This is a genomic window from Streptomyces sp. TG1A-60 (genome assembly GCF_037201975.1).
Lineage (GTDB): Bacteria > Actinomycetota > Actinomycetes > Streptomycetales > Streptomycetaceae > Streptomyces.
The window spans coordinates 2,797,868-2,812,690 of record NZ_CP147520.1 but is presented as its reverse complement, the minus strand read 5'-3'; the positions used below and the strand labels follow the sequence as shown (position 1 = coordinate 2,812,690).

Sequence of the window (14,823 nt, the reverse complement as noted above, 5' to 3'; positions counted from 1 at the left end):
CGTAAAACCGCTTATCCGGAGCTAACGGGCGAGGTGGCTATGGTAGGGGCTCCACTGGACACCACCAGAGCCGACAGGGGAGGTGCGGCTGCGCCTGTGGATCGGGGAGGAGTGCTGCGGCGCTTCCTCGGATCGGCGGGCAGGCCGAAATCCGTGAACGACACCGCTGACCACAGCCACGCCGCCGACGCCGCGCAGACCGCGACCTTCACCACGGACGCGCACGCGCACGCGTGGACTCCGCCCACCTGGGAGGAGATCGTCAGCACCCACAGCGGCCGCGTCTACCGGCTCGCCTACCGTCTGACCGGCAACCAGCACGACGCTGAGGACCTCACCCAGGAGGTCTTCGTCCGCGTCTTCCGCTCCTTGTCGACGTACACGCCCGGCACCTTCGAGGGCTGGCTGCACCGCATCACCACGAACCTCTTCCTGGACATGGTCCGGCGCAAGCAGCGCATCCGCTTCGACGCCCTCGGGGACGACGCGGCCGAGCGCCTGCCCAGCCGCGAGCCCACCCCGCAGCAGGCCTTCAACGACGCGCACTTCGACGCCGACGTCCAGCAGGCTCTCGACACCCTCGCGCCCGAGTTCCGCGCCGCCGTCGTCCTCTGCGACATCGAAGGACTGTCGTACGAGGAGATCGCCGCGACCCTGGGCGTCAAGCTCGGCACGGTCCGCTCCCGGATCCACCGCGGCCGCTCCCAGCTGCGTAGGGCCCTCGCGCACCGTTCCCCGGAGGCTCGGGCCGAGCAGCGTCGCGGCTTCACGGTGCCGCGGGTGCCCGTGCTGGGAGGAGGGGGCGCGACCGCGTGAGTGGATCCCGGCCTACCCCCGCTGAGCAGCATCTGGGAGACCGTCTCTCCGCCCTGGTCGACGGAGAGCTCGGTCATGAGGCGCGTGACCGCGTCCTGGCGCATCTGGCCACCTGCGCGAAGTGCAAGACGGAGGCCGACGAGCAGCGCCGTCTGAAGAACGTCTTCGCGGAGGCCGCCCCACCGCCTCCCTCCGAGAGCTTTCTGGCGCGTCTCCAGATGCTCCCGGCGGGCGACGACACCGACGGCGGCTCGCCGCTGTCCGTCGGCTTCGGAGGAAGACTCGGGGGCGCGGCCGGTGGGCCGGCCCTGCCCGTCGACTCCTCCGACTCCCGGGACTTCGCCGACTTCGGCGTATTCGCACCCGGCGGCGAATCCTTCGGATACGTCCCGCCGGGACCACACGGCGGTGCGCTGACGCCGTCGGAAGGCCGCGGACTGCTCGGCGGCCGGGGTCCGACCGGCGGCCGTGGGTTCCTCGGTGACCGCGGCTTCCTCGGCGGGCGTGGCCTCCTGGGCGAGCGCGGGGCACTGGGCGACCGGGGTTTCCTGGGCGGCGGACGCGTTCTCTCGGGGGACACCGGCCCGGACCGTGAGGACAGAGCCGCCGACGACAGCGGAGTCACGCGCGACCGTGGCTTTCGGATCCATGCCGTGAGCCGGCAGGAGGCCGAGCGTTCGGCCTCGCGCGGCATGCGGTTCGCCTTCGTGGCGGCCGGCGCGGTGTCGCTGGCCGCGATCGCCCTCGGCGGCGTGACCAACGGGATGCCCATCGAGACGGTGGACGCCCGGGGTGGCGCCGGCTCCGGCAGCAATGTCACGCCCCTGCGGACGCAGGCTTCGGGGACGGTTCCGCCCTCGGAGGCGCAGCGCCGCCGGGGGACCGTCGGGCCGCTGCTGGGACAGAGCCAGCAGTCCACCCGCGAGGTGCCCGTGGCGCCGACGGAGGTCTCCGCGCCCCTGCTGCCCGGGGTCCCCGCTCCGGCAGGCCAGGGCCGCTCGGCCGTATACCCGCCGACCGCGCCCGTGCTGACCGGCGCCTCCGTCATGTCCCCGCTCATACGTCCGCTCACCGACGCGCAGCCGCTCCAGCTCACCGACTGGTCGCCGGCATACGAGCTCACCGGCCCGGGACTGCTGTCGGCTCCCGACGCCACCTCGTCTCCCACTCCCACCTCGCCCGCCCTCCGCTGACCCCGAGTTCTGCGCGCCGGCCCGCGAACCTGGTTGAATCCCGAGTGGGCCGTGTCCGCTCGGGCCGGTTCCGGCCCGCGGCACTCGGCGAACGGCGGGCAGCGGACCGGTCCTTGGACGGGCCCTAGGTGTGGGGAGAACATGAACGAGGGGAAGCCCACGAAGGCGAAGTGGTGGAGCCGACCCCGAGCGCGCGGCGCGGGGGCCGGGACGACGGGGCACCACACCGGGGCGCACGAGGACGACACCGAAGGCGATTTCAAGTCGGAGCGGCCCGGCACGACGCCTGCGCACGCACTTGCCGAAGCCGACACCGACTTCGAACTGGCCCGCCCGGTGACGGAGGCACCGCCCCGGCCGGGCTCCACGCCGGCCCCCGACGCGGACGGCGACTTCGCCCTGGAGCGCCCGGCCTCGGCGGGCACGGGACGTGCCGCTGAGGCCGAGCCCGCGCACGCCGGTACCGGGGCGGCGATGCCGCTGGGCGCCGCCGAGCAAGGGACTGAGGGACGTGAGCTTGCTCCGGGTGGAGCGACCACGCGCCCCGGGCCGGGGCACGGCAACGGGTCGGCGGACGCAGTGGGTTCGTCGGCTTCCGGTGAGACGGCCGCGCGGCTGGGACTGGAACACGGCAACGGCCTGGCCGGTGGAACGAGTTCGCCCGTTTCCGATGCGACGACCACCCGGCTGGGGCTGGGGCTGGGGCTGGGGCATGGCAACGGCTCGGCCGGTGGGGTGAGTTCGCCGTCTTCCGATGAGGCGACCACGCGGTCGGGGCTGGAGAAGAGTGCCCAGGACGCCGCGGCGGCTGGTGCTGAGGAAACGACTCAGGGGGCGGCGGGGCCTGAGGCGTCGGCCCGGGAGCCAGCGGCTCCGGAGTCGGCGGCCCACAGCGTGGGCGAGCCGAGCGCACCGGGTTCCGCCACGGCAGCGGTTGTGCCCCCAGTCGCCGGCGCGGCGACGGCAGCGGTCACCGGCGTGGCGGCCACCGCTGTCGCCGACACGCAGGTGTCCGGTGGGCCTGGTGCCCAGGAACCCTCTGGAGCGCCTTCCACACGACCCAAGCCGCTGCACGACCCCGACCCCTACAGCACCCCGCCGTACGGCGAGCCCGGCCCCTGGGCGCCCGCTCCACCGGTCCAGCACCCGGCGACGACTCCCGCACACGGCACGAACGTCCAGGCGGGCACACCGACGCACGGCGTAACCGCGCCGACGGGAGCACCGACGCACGGTGGGTCGACCTTGGCGGTGGCCGCGCCGCACGCCGGGTCTGCGTCGGCCGGTGTTCCTCCGCAGGGTGGGGCGACCTCGGCGGGGACTGCGCCGTCCGGCGGGCCGGCCTCGGCGGGGGCAGCAACGCCCCCGGGGCCACCTCGGCCGGTGCCCCGACGCCCGACGGGTCACCCGCACCGTCGCCGGGCGGGCGCACCCACGCGACGGCGGCGGCGCCCCCGCCGTCGCCGCTGGCGCAGGCCCACGGCACCGCCGTACCCCCGCCCCCTCCGCAACCCGCGGCAGCCGACCCGTACCAGGACGCACCTCGGCCGGGGGCGGCCCCGTATCCGGAGGCAGGTCGGCCGACGGCGGCCCCGTACCCCGAGGGAGTTCAGCCGACGGCTCCGTATCCGGACGCGTACCAGGCCGCCGTAGGGTCGTCGTACCCGGAGGGCTCCCAGGCCGTCGCAGCGGCGTCGTATCCGGAGGCGCCCCAGGGTGCGGCGGGGCCTTTTCCGGATGGCTCGGGGTACGGGTCTCCAGGGGTTTCCTACGCGTATCCGTCGCAGTCGGCGACGGATACGTACGCGGAGGTGTCCCAGGCGGCACCGACGGCGTACGGGGACCCGTCGCGGTCTCCCTACGCGGACGCCCCGCAGGCGCCGCAAGGTCCCTGGCGGAACTACGACCCCTGGGCCGGGTCGGGGTCGTTGCAGCAGAACGGGGCCGCTGTGGACGATGTGACGCGGCGGCGTCGGCGGCGGGGGAAGGTGCTGCTGGTCGGGGCCTTGTTGATCGCCGTCGTGTCCGGGGGCGTCGGCGGGGCCGTGGGCGCGTATCTGGAGCGGAACGGCGGGGTGGGGGAGGTCGAGCTGCCGCAGTCCGGCGAGGGGGTGACGGGGCGGGCTCCCGACAGCATCGCCGGGATCGCCGCCCGCGCGCTGCCCAGCGTCGTGACCCTGCATGTGAGCGGGACGGGCGCGCAGGGGACCGGCACCGGGTTCGTGCTCGACGAGCGGGGCCACATCCTCACGAACAACCACGTCGTCGATCCCGCCGGGTCGGACGGCGACATATCGGTGACGTTCAGCGGCGGTGAGACCGCCAAGGCCACCATCGTGGGCCGGGACACCGGTTACGACCTGGCTGTCGTGAGGGTCTCCGGTGTGAGCGGGCTGAAGCCGCTGCCGCTCGGCAACTCCGAGGACGTCCAGGTCGGCGACCCCGTCGTCGCCATCGGCGCACCCTTCGACCTGGCCAACACCGTCACATCCGGCATCATCAGCGCCAAGGAACGGCCCATCACGGCCGGCGGCGAGAGCGGCGACGTCAGTGACGTGTCGTACGTGGACGCGTTGCAGACCGACGCGCCGATAAACCCGGGCAACTCCGGTGGCCCGCTCCTCGACGGCAAGGCCCGGGTGATCGGCATCAACAGCGCCATCCGGTCCGCCGGTGGCGGTTCCGAGTCGGACGGCGGGCAGGCCGGTTCGATCGGGCTCGGCTTCGCGATACCCATCAACCAGGGCAAGCGCGTCGCCGAGGAGCTGATCAACACGGGCAAGGCGACCCACCCGGTGATCGGTGTCACCCTCGACATGGACTACGCCGGTGACGGCGCCCGCGTCGGCGACGAGGGCAGCGACGGCGGCACCGCGGTGACCCCGGGCGGCCCGGCCGACCGCGCGGGCATCCGGTCCGGTGACGTCGTCACCGAGGTCGACGGCCAGCGGGTCCATTCCGGTGAAGAACTGATCGTCAAGGTCCGCGCCCACCGGCCCGGCGACCGGCTGGAGCTCACCCTCCGGCGGAACGGCAGGGAGCAGACGGTCGCCCTGACGCTCGGCTCGTCCGGCGACTGAGCCGCCCACGGCGACCGGGACGGCCGGTGGTACTGACAGCAACTTCACAGGAGGGGGTCCCGTACTCCCTCCCACCAGGCAAACAGCTGGGAAAACCCGTCGTGCGGACGTGGTCGGAAGCCGCCCGACGGTACCGGATCGGCGGGATCCCCGGGTACCGTGGACCCGGCCCGGACCACGGAAGACCTGCCGGGGCCCGCGGAACGGGACCGAGGACATCGCAAGGAGCTTCAGATGTTCAATGACATAGGTGCGCTCGAGGTGGTGACGCTCGTCGTCCTCGCCGTGCTCGTCTTCGGTCCGGACAAGCTTCCGAAGGTGATCCAGGACATCACGCGGACCATCCGTAAGATCCGCGAGTTCTCGGACAGCGCCAAGGCGGACATCCGCAGTGAACTCGGCCCGGAGTTCAAGGACTTCGAGTTCGAGGACCTCAACCCCAAGACGTTCATCCGCAAGCAGATGGAGAACGACGAGCTGGGACTGCAGGAGATCCGCAACGGCTTCGACCTGAAGAAGGAGATGGCCGAGCTCACGGACGCGGTCCACGGCCGCGAGTCCGAGTCCTCGTCGGCCGCCGTCGGTGCCGACTCCGCTGGTTCCTCCGGCGGTGCCATCGACATGACCAAGAAGCGAGAGAAGCTCGAACTGGGCGAGCGTCCGCCGTACGACATGGACGCCACCTGAGCCGTCCGCCCGGTCGCCGTCCGCCGCGTGGCCGCCGTACGGCCCTCGGACCTGCCCTTTCGGCGCCGTCAGCCATGCGCCGCCGCGCCCCCGTGCGTGATGCGATTCATACCGTCACGTACCGTCGTACGGCCTGGAGTCGCCCCTACGCCGTCCTACGCGCCGGGCGCTTTCCCTGTTGCCCGGAGAGCTGTGGCTATGCTGCCCAGTTGTTGTGCGGACCGTAAGGAGAGCGAGCGACGACGCCGAGGGGGGCGGGGCCGCTCCGGTCCGTCGAGAGCGAGGAGGCGTCCGGGCAGATGGAGACGACGAGTCGGGTAGGCGCTCAGGCGTCGGCCGCGGAGGGCGGACAACAGGTCCCCTCCGTCCGCCGCACGGTCGACGGTTACCTGCTGGCGCCCTTCCCTTGGTACGGCCTCGACGAGGCCTTCACGGGGCCGCGCTGGCTGATGCAGGTCGGTACGTCGGCGGAAGGCGCCGTCGAGCACGGTTCGATCGGCCACGGTGACGAGCCCTCGGTGCGCAACGAGTACACCGCCGGTGCGGACGACGAGAGCAAGGAGCGGTTCGCGGTCGTGGTGACCGTCGCCGGGAACGACGTACGGCGCAGCGCGGACGGCACGGGCGTGCTGGAGGCCACCTCGGTCTCCTCCGCGGCCTGGCTCGCCGGGGTCGGGCTGGTCTCCCTCACCTGGCCGGGCCGGCTGGACCACACGTTGCGGGACGACTGGCTGGACCAGCAGACCGAGACCGCGTGGGTCCTGGCGGACGACCTGGCCGGTCCGGACTGGTCGACGCTGTCCCTGCCCGTGGACGGGGTGCCGACGCCGTTCCACTACCGCGAGTCCGAGTTCGGGTGGGTGCTCGCGGGGCCGACCGCGGAGGGTGTGCATGTGGGGGCGTACGGGAGAGGGATGAGCGCGTACGGCTTGGGCTTCGCCATGATCAAGGACATCTCGGCGTACGCGTAGCCGACGGCGCTCGCCCTCTCGGCGTACGCGTAGCCGACAGGGCTCGTCCGAAGAGGCCCCTTCTCGGCGAAGGGCACCGCCCGGTTGTGGCGCGGTGCCCTTCATCGCCCTGGGGCGCGGGTCGCCCGGGGACTGCGGGAGCTTTCGCGGCCTGTCGCGGGCACGCGGCGGAGCCGCCCATCGACACAGCCCGCGCCCCTCACAAGCGCCCTGGGCTTCGGCAGATGCCCTAGAACTTGTTCCTCGGGGTGATTCCCAGGCTCATGCCCGACAGGCCCCTCTGGCGGCCACCCAGCTTGCCCGCGATGGCTCGGAGGGCGGAGCCGGCGGGAGAGTCGGGGTCGGAGAGGACGACGGGGCGGCCCTCGTCGCCGCCCTCACGCAGGCGGACGTCGATGGGGATGCTGCCGAGGACCGGGACGGAGGCGCCGGTGGTGCGGGTGAGGCCGTCGGCTACCGACTGACCGCCGCCCGTGCCGAAGACGTCGACCATCTCGTCGCAGTGCGGGCAGGGCAGGCCCGACATGTTCTCCACGACACCGACGATCTTCTGGTGGGTCTGGACGGCGATGGAGCCGGCGCGCTCGGCGACCTCGGCCGCCGCCTGCTGCGGGGTCGTGACGACGAGGATCTCGGCGTTGGGGACCAGCTGGGCCACGGAGATGGCGATGTCGCCCGTGCCCGGCGGGAGGTCGAGGAGCAGGACGTCCAGGTCGCCCCAGTAGACGTCCGCGAGGAACTGCTGGAGGGCGCGGTGGAGCATCGGCCCGCGCCAGACGACGGGGGCGTTGCCGGGGGTGAACATGCCGATCGAGATGACCTTCACGCCGTTCGCGGACGGCGGCATGATCATGTTCTCGACCTGGGTGGGGCGGCCGTCGGCGCCCAGCATGCGGGGCACGGAGTGGCCGTAGATGTCCGCGTCGACGACACCGACCTTCAGGCCGTCGGCGGCCATCGCCGCCGCCAGGTTCACCGTCACCGAGGACTTGCCGACGCCGCCCTTGCCGGAGGCGACGGCGTACACGCGCGTGAGTGAGCCCGGCTTCGCGAAAGGGACCTCGCGCTCGGCCTGGCCGCCGCGCAGCGCGTTCGCCAGCTCCTTGCGCTGGTCGTCGCTCATGACGTCGAGTTCGACGCCGACGCGGGTGACGCCCTCGACGCGCGAGACCGCCTCGGTCACGCGCTGGGTGATCGTGTCGCGCATGGGGCAGCCGGAGACCGTCAGGTACACGGCGACCTCGACCGCTCCGTCCGCGCCGATCTCCACCGACTTGACCATCCCGAGTTCGGTGATGGGACGGTTGATCTCGGGGTCGTTCACCGTCGACAGTGCTTCGCGCACCGCGTCTTCCGTAGCCATAAGGACGATGGTACGGCGCTGCGCGGGGGCCCCGGGAGCCCCTTCAGCGGTCGCCCATGTCACGTCCGCGAGGATGTTCCTGCGGGAATACGGTCCGCGCCCCGTCGGTGCCGCGTTCGTGCAGTTCCCTGACCAGGTCCTGGAGCTCGGAGCGCAGCCAGTCACGGGTGGCGACCTCGCCGAGGCCGATGCGGAGCGCGGCGATCTCCCTGGTCAGATACTCGGTGTCGGCGATCGAGCGTTCGTTCTGCTTGCGGTCCTGTTCGAGGTTGACCCGGTCGCGGTCGTCCTGGCGGTTCTGCGCGAGGAGGATCAGTGGGGCGGCGTACGAGGCCTGGAGGGAGAGCATCAGGGTCAGGAAGATGAAGGGGTAGTTGTCGAAGCGCAGATCGCTCGGGGCGGAGACGTTCCACACCACCCACAGGATGACGACGACGGTCATCCAGACGATGAACCGCCCGGTGCCCAGGAACCGCGCGATCCGCTCCGAGAGCCGTCCGAAGGCGTCAGGGTCCCACTCGGGCAGGAGCCTGGCCCGGCGCGCCAGCGGCTGGTCGAGGCGCTTACGCGGGCGTGCGGAAGCCCCCGAGTGCGCCCGAGTACGCCACCCGTCCCGCCCGTCAGGCCCCTCACGCTCAGGAACCATGGGCGGCCCCCTCGGCGTCCACGCCGTCCTCGTGCAGATGGAACTCCGTCTCCCGCCAGTCGTCGGGCAGCATGTGGTCCAGGACGTCGTCCACGGTCACCGCGCCCAGCAGTGAACCGCCCTCGTCGACCACGGGCGCCGCGACCATGTCGTACGTCGCGAAGAACCCGGCGACGGCCCGCAGCGCGGCCTCCGGGTCCAGCGGCTGGAGATCGTCGTCGAGGATCGCACTGACCAGCGTGTACGGCGGGTCCCGCAGCAGCCGCTGGAAGTGGACGGTGCCCAGGTACTTGCCGGTCGGGGTCTCGTCCGGCGGCCGGCACACGTACACCTGGGCGGCGAGCACGGGGGACAGGTCGGCGTTGCGGACCCGGGCCAGCGCTTCGGCGACCGTCGCGTCCGGGCGCAGCACGACCGGCTCGGTGGTCATCAGACCGCCGGCGGTCTTCTCCTCGTACGCCATGAGCCGCCGTACGTCCGCCGCGTCGTCCGGCTGCATCAGCGTCAGCAGCCGCTCCTGCTCCTCCTCCGGCAGCTCGGCGAGCAGGTCGGCGGCGTCGTCCGGGTCCATGGCCTCCAGGACGTCGGCGGCCCGCTCCTCCTTGAGCTTGCCGAGGATCTCGATCTGGTCGTCCTCCGGCAGCTCCTCCAGGACGTCGGCGAGCCGGTCGTCGTCGAGAGCGGCGGCGACCTCGGCCCGGCGCTTGGGGGAGAGGTGGTGCAGCACGTTGGCCAGGTCGGCCGGGCGGAGCTGCTCGAAGGTCGCGAGGAGGTTCTCGGCGCCCTGCCCGTGCTCCTCCAGCGAGAACCCGGTGACGGCCGACCACTCCACGGTCGCCGTCTCGCCCTTGTGCCGCCGGAACGGCCCGCCCCTCCCCTTGCGGACGAACACCCGGTCGATCTCCCAGTCGCGGCGGGCCGGCAGCTGCCGCACCGAGATGTCGAGGACCGTGACCTCCTCGCCCGTCTCCACCAGCCGTACGCGGCGGTCGAGCAGTTCCCCGATGACCAGCCGCTCGGTGGGCCGCTGTTCGAAGCGGCGCACGTTCAGGACGCCGGTGGTGATGACCTGGCCCGACTCGATTCCGGTGACGCGGGTCATGGGCAGGAAGATCCGGCGGCGGGTGGACAGTTCGACGACCAGGCCGAGCAGGCGTGGCGGCTTGCGGCCCACCCGCAGGATGGCGACGAGGTCGCGGACGCGGCCCACCTGGTCGCCGTTCGGGTCGAAGACGGCGACGCCGGAGAGGTGGGAGACGAAGATCCGGGGTGCCGCCGCCATGAGCCGCCCCTTTCCTTCCCGTCGCAGGGGGATTGTCCGCCGAGGACGGCTTCAGGCTAGCCCGTCCTGATCGGATATGCCCTGGTGAGCGGTGCGGACGGACTGGCTCCGTGGCACGGCGGGAGCCCCGGTACTCTGCCGTACGCCTGGACTCCCCACGAAGAGGTGCATCGCCTGTGACTGTGATTCCCCGTACTCGAAGGGCCGCACTGGTGAGCGCCGTCTGCACCCTCGTGGCGAGCGGGCTGGGACTCACAGGGTGCGGCGAGGATCCCAACGAGGGCACCAACGGGGTCGGCAGGCTGACGCCCGCGAAGATCCAGAGCAAGACCAAGGCGGCGGCCACGGCGGCGGACACGGTCCGGCTGTCGGGGGCCGTGGTGAGCAACGGCAGGACCTACAAGCTGGACATGCGCCTGAAGGAGGACGGCGGCATGGGTTCGGTGACGTCGGAGGGCTCGACCTTCCGGCTGCTGAGGGTCGGCGAGCACCTCTTCCTCAAGGCCGACGCGGACTTCTGGAACCACCAGGACTCCGGGAAGGACGGCGAGGAGTCGGAGGCGGCAGCCGCGGACAAGCTGGACGGCATGTATGTGAAGGTGCCTACCGGCGACCCGGCCTACCAGCGGTTCAGCGGCTTCACCGACAAGGAAGTCCTCCTCAACAGCCTCCTCACCCTGCACGGCACCCTGTCCACCGAGGGCCACTACGAGCAGTCCGGCACCCGCACGATCCGCATCACCGGCGACAAGGGATCCGGCGGCACCCTCGACGTCTCCCTCGAAGGCACCCCCTACCCGCTGCGCCTGGTCCGCGCCGGCGACGCCGGAACCATCCGCCTCACGGACTGGGGCAAGAACTTCCCCCTGGAGGAACCCGACGAGAAGTCGGTGGTGGACTACGGCAAGCAACTGCCGACGTCCTGACGCCTCGCCCGACCCGGGTGGACCGGGCGCCCTTTTCCTTCTTCCCTACTTCCGCTTGCGGCGCCCGAAGAGCAGGCGCGGCACGGCCGCCGGAATCGGCTGTCGCGTCGTCGCGGGCGTCGGTACCGGCGCCTCGGCCAGGTCGTCGTCGGGCAGCGGCAGGGTCGTACCGGTCGGCCGCAGGCGGAGAACGCGGCACTCGCGGGCCCAGCGGGCCGGCATCGCCTCGCCGTCGCGGGCGTTCAGACGCTTGCCCTTGAGCTCCGACACCGTCGCCTCCCACTCGGGGGACTCCGGAGCCAGCTCGACCACGCTCGCGGCCCAGCTCACGAGCCGGCCGCCCTTGTCCTTGCTGCGGACGGTCACGACCGCCGATCCCCCGGCGGTCAGCCCCGGCAACGGCTGTTCGCCCGGCCCGTCGCCGACCACGCATGCCGCGCCGTCGTGCCACACGTGCCACAGCGCGCGCGAGGGCGCGCCCTGGCCCCGCCCCTGGAGCGTCGCCACCCCGTCGCCCCGGACCCAGATGAGCCCGGACTTCCTGGTGGCCTCTTCCACGAGGGCCCGGTCGAGCAGCGCGTCGGCGGCCAGCGAGTCGGCGGTCATAGGGGCAGCCTAACCGGGGCCCCGGCTCCCGGCTCCTCGCCGAGTCAGAGCCACCCGTTGCGCTTCAGGGTGCGGTGGATGCCGAGACAAAGGGCGACCGTCACGCCGAGGACCACCGGGTAGCCGTACTTCCAGTGCGTCTCCGGCATGTAGTCGAAGTTCATGCCGTAGACGCCGCACACCATCGTCGGTACGGCGATGATGGCCGCCCACGAGGTGATCTTGCGCATGTCCTCGTTCTGGGCGACGGAGGCCTGCGCCAGGTTCGCCTGGAGGATCGAGTTGAGGAGCTCGTCGAAGCCGACGACCTGCTCCTGCACCCGCGCGAGGTGGTCGGCCACGTCACGGAAGTACTTCTGGATGTCCGGGTCGATCAGCCGCATCGGCCGCTCGCTCAGCAGCTGCATGGGCCGCACCAGCGGCAGCACCGCGCGCTTGAACTCCATGACCTCGCGCTTGAGTTGGTAGATCCGGCCGGCGTCGGTGCCCCGGGGTGTGCCCTTGCGCCCGGGGGAGAACACCTCCGTCTCCACCTCGTCGATGTCGTCCTGCACGGCGTCCGCGACCGCCACGTACCCGTCGACGACATGGTCGGCGATGGCGTGCAGCACGGCCGACGGGCCCTTGGCCAGCAACTCCGGGTCGTCCTGCAGCCGGTGACGCAGCGCCCGCAGCGATCCCTGCCCGCCGTGCCGGACGGTGATGAAGAAGTCCCGCCCGGTGAAGCACATGACCTCGCCGGACTCCACGACCTCGCTGGTGGCGGTGAGTTCGTCGTGCTCGATGTAGTGAATGGTCTTGAAGACGGTGAAGAGGGTGTCGTCGTACCGCTCCAGCTTCGGCCGCTGGTGCGCGTGCACCGCGTCCTCCACGGCCAGCGGGTGCAGCCCGAACTCGGCCGCGATGCCGGCGAACTCACTCTCGGACGGCTCGTGCAGGCCGATCCAGACGAAGCCGCCGTCGCGGCGCACCTGACGGATCGCCTCGTGCGGGGCCAGGTTCCGCTCGAACCCGACCCGCGCGCCGTCGCGGTAGACGGCGCAGTCCACCACGGCCGTCGCCGCCTCCGCCGGGCGTGTGGCGTCGTACGTGCCGCCGTCCTTGCGCAGCGACAGGCGCGAGGGACGGGCCGGCCGGACCGCCGCGCGCAGGTTGTGGATCATCGACATGAGCAGGCTCCTTCGCAACGAAAGGCCGCCGACGACAGTTGGAACTACCCGGAATGGGGACGTTTTGACTTCGGATGTTTGGCACGTCCACAAAGCGGGGAGCACCGCACCGTCGCGGTGACAGCTTCGCTTGATTCAGATCAAGACGGGAAAGAAGTGCTCTTCCGATACGCGACGACCGACAGGCGGTACGAGGCGAGTGAGGGTGGCAGCCAGCGGAGCGAGAACGACGGCTACAGCGAGATCTAAGGAACTCAGCGATCGGAAGAGCGGGTAGTACTGCACGGTCGACTTCGGTCCATCGCAGCCCCACCTCCTCCGGCCGGTCCCTCGTAAGGGACGTTCCATACCCCGTTCGGGGTTCCCCGTAGGGGAGTCAGTCATTTCGGCCGAGACGCGAAGGCTTGAGAGCGACGCTTCTGCGTGCTGCCCGCGTGCTGTCTCGACCGGCGCCCAAGACTAACAGTCGGCTGAAGTGTCAAGGTGCCCGTTTGCCGGTTCCTGACGAGTTCTATGCTCAGCCCATGGCTGATGTTCTTCCGTTGGTGGAGGCCCGTTTGCGCACCGCGCTGGGCGAACCGGACGCGCGTGCCGCGGTCACCTTCCTCGGCACGGACCGCATCGAGGTCCTCCGCTTCACCGACGGTGACGTCGTCCGTTACGCCACCCTCGGCATGTCCGCCCAGCCGATGTCCGACCCCACCGCTGTCCTCGCCGACCCTGTCAAGGGTCCCCGCGCCGAGCTGGTCCTGTCCGTGCGACACGGCGTCGCCGACACCGACAAGGTGCTCCGCCCGCTCGCCGTACTCGCCGCTTCGCCGCAGGTGGAAGGCGTGGTCGTGGCCCCCGGCGGTTCCCTCGACGTGGGTGGGCCGCTGTGGCCCGGCGCCCCCTTCACCTCCGTCCTCGTCGCCGAGTCCGGCGGTCTGGTCGAGGACCTCGAACTCGGCTCCCCCGCCGACCCCGTACGGTTCCTGCCCCTCCTCCCGATGACCGCCAACGAGGCCGCGTGGAAGAGGGTGCACGGCGCCCAGGCCCTCCAGGAGCGCTGGCTCACCCACGGAACGGACCTCCGCGACCCGGCCCGCAGGTCGGTCCCGCTGGGCTGACGGGATCGCCCGGCACGGTGCTCCGGTGTCCCCGTGTGACGGACGGCACGCCATGGGTGACCGGAGGGTGCTCGACAGGCGGCCGAAAATCGCCGCTTCCCCTGGCTGGGTGGGGAGTTGATTCCGTTGGTCGGCCGGTGGGCCGGCCGCTGTCCGGGTTCCGGCGTTCGTGCGCGGAACCTGCGTGAAATGTGACGCGCGCACGCCGGACGGGTGATCGTCCTTGACGCGAGGAAGCACGGGGAGGACCGTTGGGCCTTATGAGGGGCGAACCCAGTTGCCCGAAGTGTGGTGGCCGGGTCAGGGCTCCCGGCCTCTTTGCCGACGCCTGGCAGTGTTCCGTGCATGGGACGGTGCACCCGCTGCAGCCCGTGATCCCGCCCAGCGTCGAGGCCCTCGGCGTCGTGGTGCACCGTGCCAAGGTGCCGGTCTGGATGCCGTGGCCGCTGCCGGTGGGCTGGCTGTTCACGGGTGCCGTCTTCGCCGGCGACGACCGCAGCGGCGGTCGCGCCACCGCCGTGGCCTGTTCAGGCCCCGGCCCGCTCGGGGGCGTGGGCGAACTCGTCCTCATCGCGGAGGAACTCGGCGTCGGCCTCGGCGCGCGATACGCGGGCATCGACGGCCCCGACCCCGGACCGTATCTGAGCGTCGAGAAGCCGCCCCAGGCGAAGGTGCTCGCCGCAGGTCGGCCGACACCGCTCTGGCATGTCTCCGGCACGCCGGACGACCGTGCGGTGTTCGCGGGGGAGGCGCTCGGGCTGTGGCTGTGGGCGATCGTCTGGCCCGAGCAGACCGGGCTGTTGATGTACGACGAGCTCGTGCTGACGGATTTGCGGGAGGCGGGGGCGGAGGTGGAGTTGCTCCCCTGCGGAGCGCTTTCGCCTCGGATTCTGGAGCCGTAGGACGCGTGTCGCGGTTGGGGTTCCGGGGTCCTAGGGTCTGGCGGCTGCGGGCTGCGGGCTGCGGGCTGCGGGC

General features: G+C 71.7%; 12 protein-coding genes and 1 pseudogene. 8 read left to right on the top strand and 5 right to left on the bottom strand.

Annotation, left to right across the window (positions count from 1 at the left end; genetic code table 11):
- Positions 1 to 111 precede the first annotated feature (111 nt).
- From sigE to WBG99_RS11505, 5 genes and pseudogenes are all read left to right on the top strand, one after another.
- A complete protein-coding gene (gene sigE, locus WBG99_RS11525) occupies positions 112 to 816 on the top strand; it encodes an RNA polymerase sigma factor SigE (protein ID WP_338900297.1) in 705 nt (234 codons plus the stop codon).
- The gene (locus WBG99_RS11520; protein WP_338896240.1) at positions 813 to 2,009 is read left to right on the top strand and encodes a zf-HC2 domain-containing protein; all 1,197 of its coding nucleotides are present in this window, start codon (positions 813 to 815) and stop codon (positions 2,007 to 2,009) included. Before sigE ends, WBG99_RS11520 begins: the two co-directional genes overlap by 4 nt.
- 1,118 nt (positions 2,010 to 3,127) lie before the next feature.
- Positions 3,128 to 5,089: pseudogene (locus WBG99_RS11515) on the top strand (trypsin-like peptidase domain-containing protein); the annotation flags it as partial.
- A 234-nt stretch (positions 5,090 to 5,323) separates the two neighbouring features.
- Positions 5,324 to 5,776 (top strand): sec-independent translocase, encoded by a 453-nt coding sequence (locus WBG99_RS11510; RefSeq protein ID WP_338896239.1) that lies wholly within the window; start codon positions 5,324 to 5,326, stop codon positions 5,774 to 5,776.
- A 299-nt stretch (positions 5,777 to 6,075) separates the two neighbouring features.
- Positions 6,076 to 6,747, top strand: a complete 672-nt coding sequence (locus WBG99_RS11505; protein WP_338896238.1) for a hypothetical protein — start codon at positions 6,076 to 6,078, stop codon at positions 6,745 to 6,747.
- A gap of 229 nt (positions 6,748 to 6,976) precedes the next feature.
- Here the strand turns inward: WBG99_RS11505 and WBG99_RS11500 are convergent, their stop codons facing one another.
- Genes WBG99_RS11500 through WBG99_RS11490 form a run of 3 tightly spaced genes read right to left on the bottom strand, consistent with a single transcriptional unit; the run spans position 6,977 to position 10,038 of the window.
- Positions 6,977 to 8,110 (bottom strand): Mrp/NBP35 family ATP-binding protein, encoded by a 1,134-nt coding sequence (locus tag WBG99_RS11500; protein ID WP_338896237.1) that lies wholly within the window; start codon positions 8,108 to 8,110, stop codon positions 6,977 to 6,979.
- A 43-nt stretch (positions 8,111 to 8,153) separates the two neighbouring features.
- Positions 8,154 to 8,756, bottom strand: a complete 603-nt coding sequence (locus WBG99_RS11495; RefSeq protein WP_338896236.1) for a DUF1003 domain-containing protein — start codon at positions 8,754 to 8,756, stop codon at positions 8,154 to 8,156.
- Positions 8,746 to 10,038 carry a CBS domain-containing protein gene (locus tag WBG99_RS11490; protein ID WP_338896235.1) on the bottom strand — a complete coding sequence of 431 codons (1,293 nt, stop codon included), beginning with the start codon at positions 10,036 to 10,038 and terminating at the stop codon, positions 8,746 to 8,748. The genes WBG99_RS11495 and WBG99_RS11490 overlap by 11 nt, the downstream gene beginning before the upstream one ends.
- Positions 10,039 to 10,214: 176 nt before the next feature.
- Between WBG99_RS11490 and WBG99_RS11485 the strand changes: the two genes are divergently transcribed.
- Positions 10,215 to 10,964 carry a hypothetical protein gene (locus tag WBG99_RS11485; RefSeq protein WP_338896234.1) on the top strand — a complete coding sequence of 250 codons (750 nt, stop codon included), beginning with the start codon at positions 10,215 to 10,217 and terminating at the stop codon, positions 10,962 to 10,964.
- A gap of 45 nt (positions 10,965 to 11,009) precedes the next feature.
- Here the strand turns inward: WBG99_RS11485 and WBG99_RS11480 are convergent, their stop codons facing one another.
- A complete protein-coding gene (locus tag WBG99_RS11480; protein WP_338896233.1) occupies positions 11,010 to 11,570 on the bottom strand; it encodes a hypothetical protein in 561 nt (186 codons plus the stop codon).
- Positions 11,571 to 11,614: 44 nt separating this feature from the next.
- Positions 11,615 to 12,739, bottom strand: a complete 1,125-nt coding sequence (locus tag WBG99_RS11475) for a magnesium and cobalt transport protein CorA (protein ID WP_338896232.1) — start codon at positions 12,737 to 12,739, stop codon at positions 11,615 to 11,617.
- 524 nt (positions 12,740 to 13,263) lie between these two features.
- On the opposite strand from WBG99_RS11475, the gene WBG99_RS11470 reads away from it, so the two are divergent.
- Together WBG99_RS11470 and WBG99_RS11465 are read left to right on the top strand one after the other, a co-directional pair.
- Positions 13,264 to 13,848 carry a suppressor of fused domain protein gene (locus WBG99_RS11470; protein ID WP_338896231.1) on the top strand — a complete coding sequence of 195 codons (585 nt, stop codon included), beginning with the start codon at positions 13,264 to 13,266 and terminating at the stop codon, positions 13,846 to 13,848.
- A gap of 260 nt (positions 13,849 to 14,108) precedes the next feature.
- A complete protein-coding gene (locus tag WBG99_RS11465; protein WP_338896230.1) occupies positions 14,109 to 14,750 on the top strand; it encodes a DUF6758 family protein in 642 nt (213 codons plus the stop codon).
- The last annotated feature ends 73 nt before the right edge of the window (positions 14,751 to 14,823 follow it).

Excerpts from the sequence above, each read along its gene's own strand:
- WBG99_RS11475 (WP_338896232.1), bottom strand. The coding sequence starts at position 12,739 with ATGTCGATGATCCACAACCTGCGCGCGGCGGTCCGGCCGGCCCGTCCC.
- WBG99_RS11490 (WP_338896235.1), bottom strand. The coding sequence starts at position 10,038 with ATGGCGGCGGCACCCCGGATCTTCGTCTCCCACCTCTCCGGCGTCGCC.
- WBG99_RS11495 (WP_338896236.1), bottom strand. The coding sequence starts at position 8,756 with ATGGTTCCTGAGCGTGAGGGGCCTGACGGGCGGGACGGGTGGCGTACT.
- WBG99_RS11500 (WP_338896237.1), bottom strand. The coding sequence starts at position 8,110 with ATGGCTACGGAAGACGCGGTGCGCGAAGCACTGTCGACGGTGAACGAC.
- WBG99_RS11465 (WP_338896230.1), top strand. The coding sequence starts at position 14,109 with ATGAGGGGCGAACCCAGTTGCCCGAAGTGTGGTGGCCGGGTCAGGGCT.
- WBG99_RS11480 (WP_338896233.1), bottom strand. The coding sequence starts at position 11,570 with ATGACCGCCGACTCGCTGGCCGCCGACGCGCTGCTCGACCGGGCCCTC.
- WBG99_RS11505 (WP_338896238.1), top strand. The coding sequence starts at position 6,076 with ATGGAGACGACGAGTCGGGTAGGCGCTCAGGCGTCGGCCGCGGAGGGC.
- WBG99_RS11510 (WP_338896239.1), top strand. The coding sequence starts at position 5,324 with ATGTTCAATGACATAGGTGCGCTCGAGGTGGTGACGCTCGTCGTCCTC.
- WBG99_RS11470 (WP_338896231.1), top strand. The coding sequence starts at position 13,264 with ATGGCTGATGTTCTTCCGTTGGTGGAGGCCCGTTTGCGCACCGCGCTG.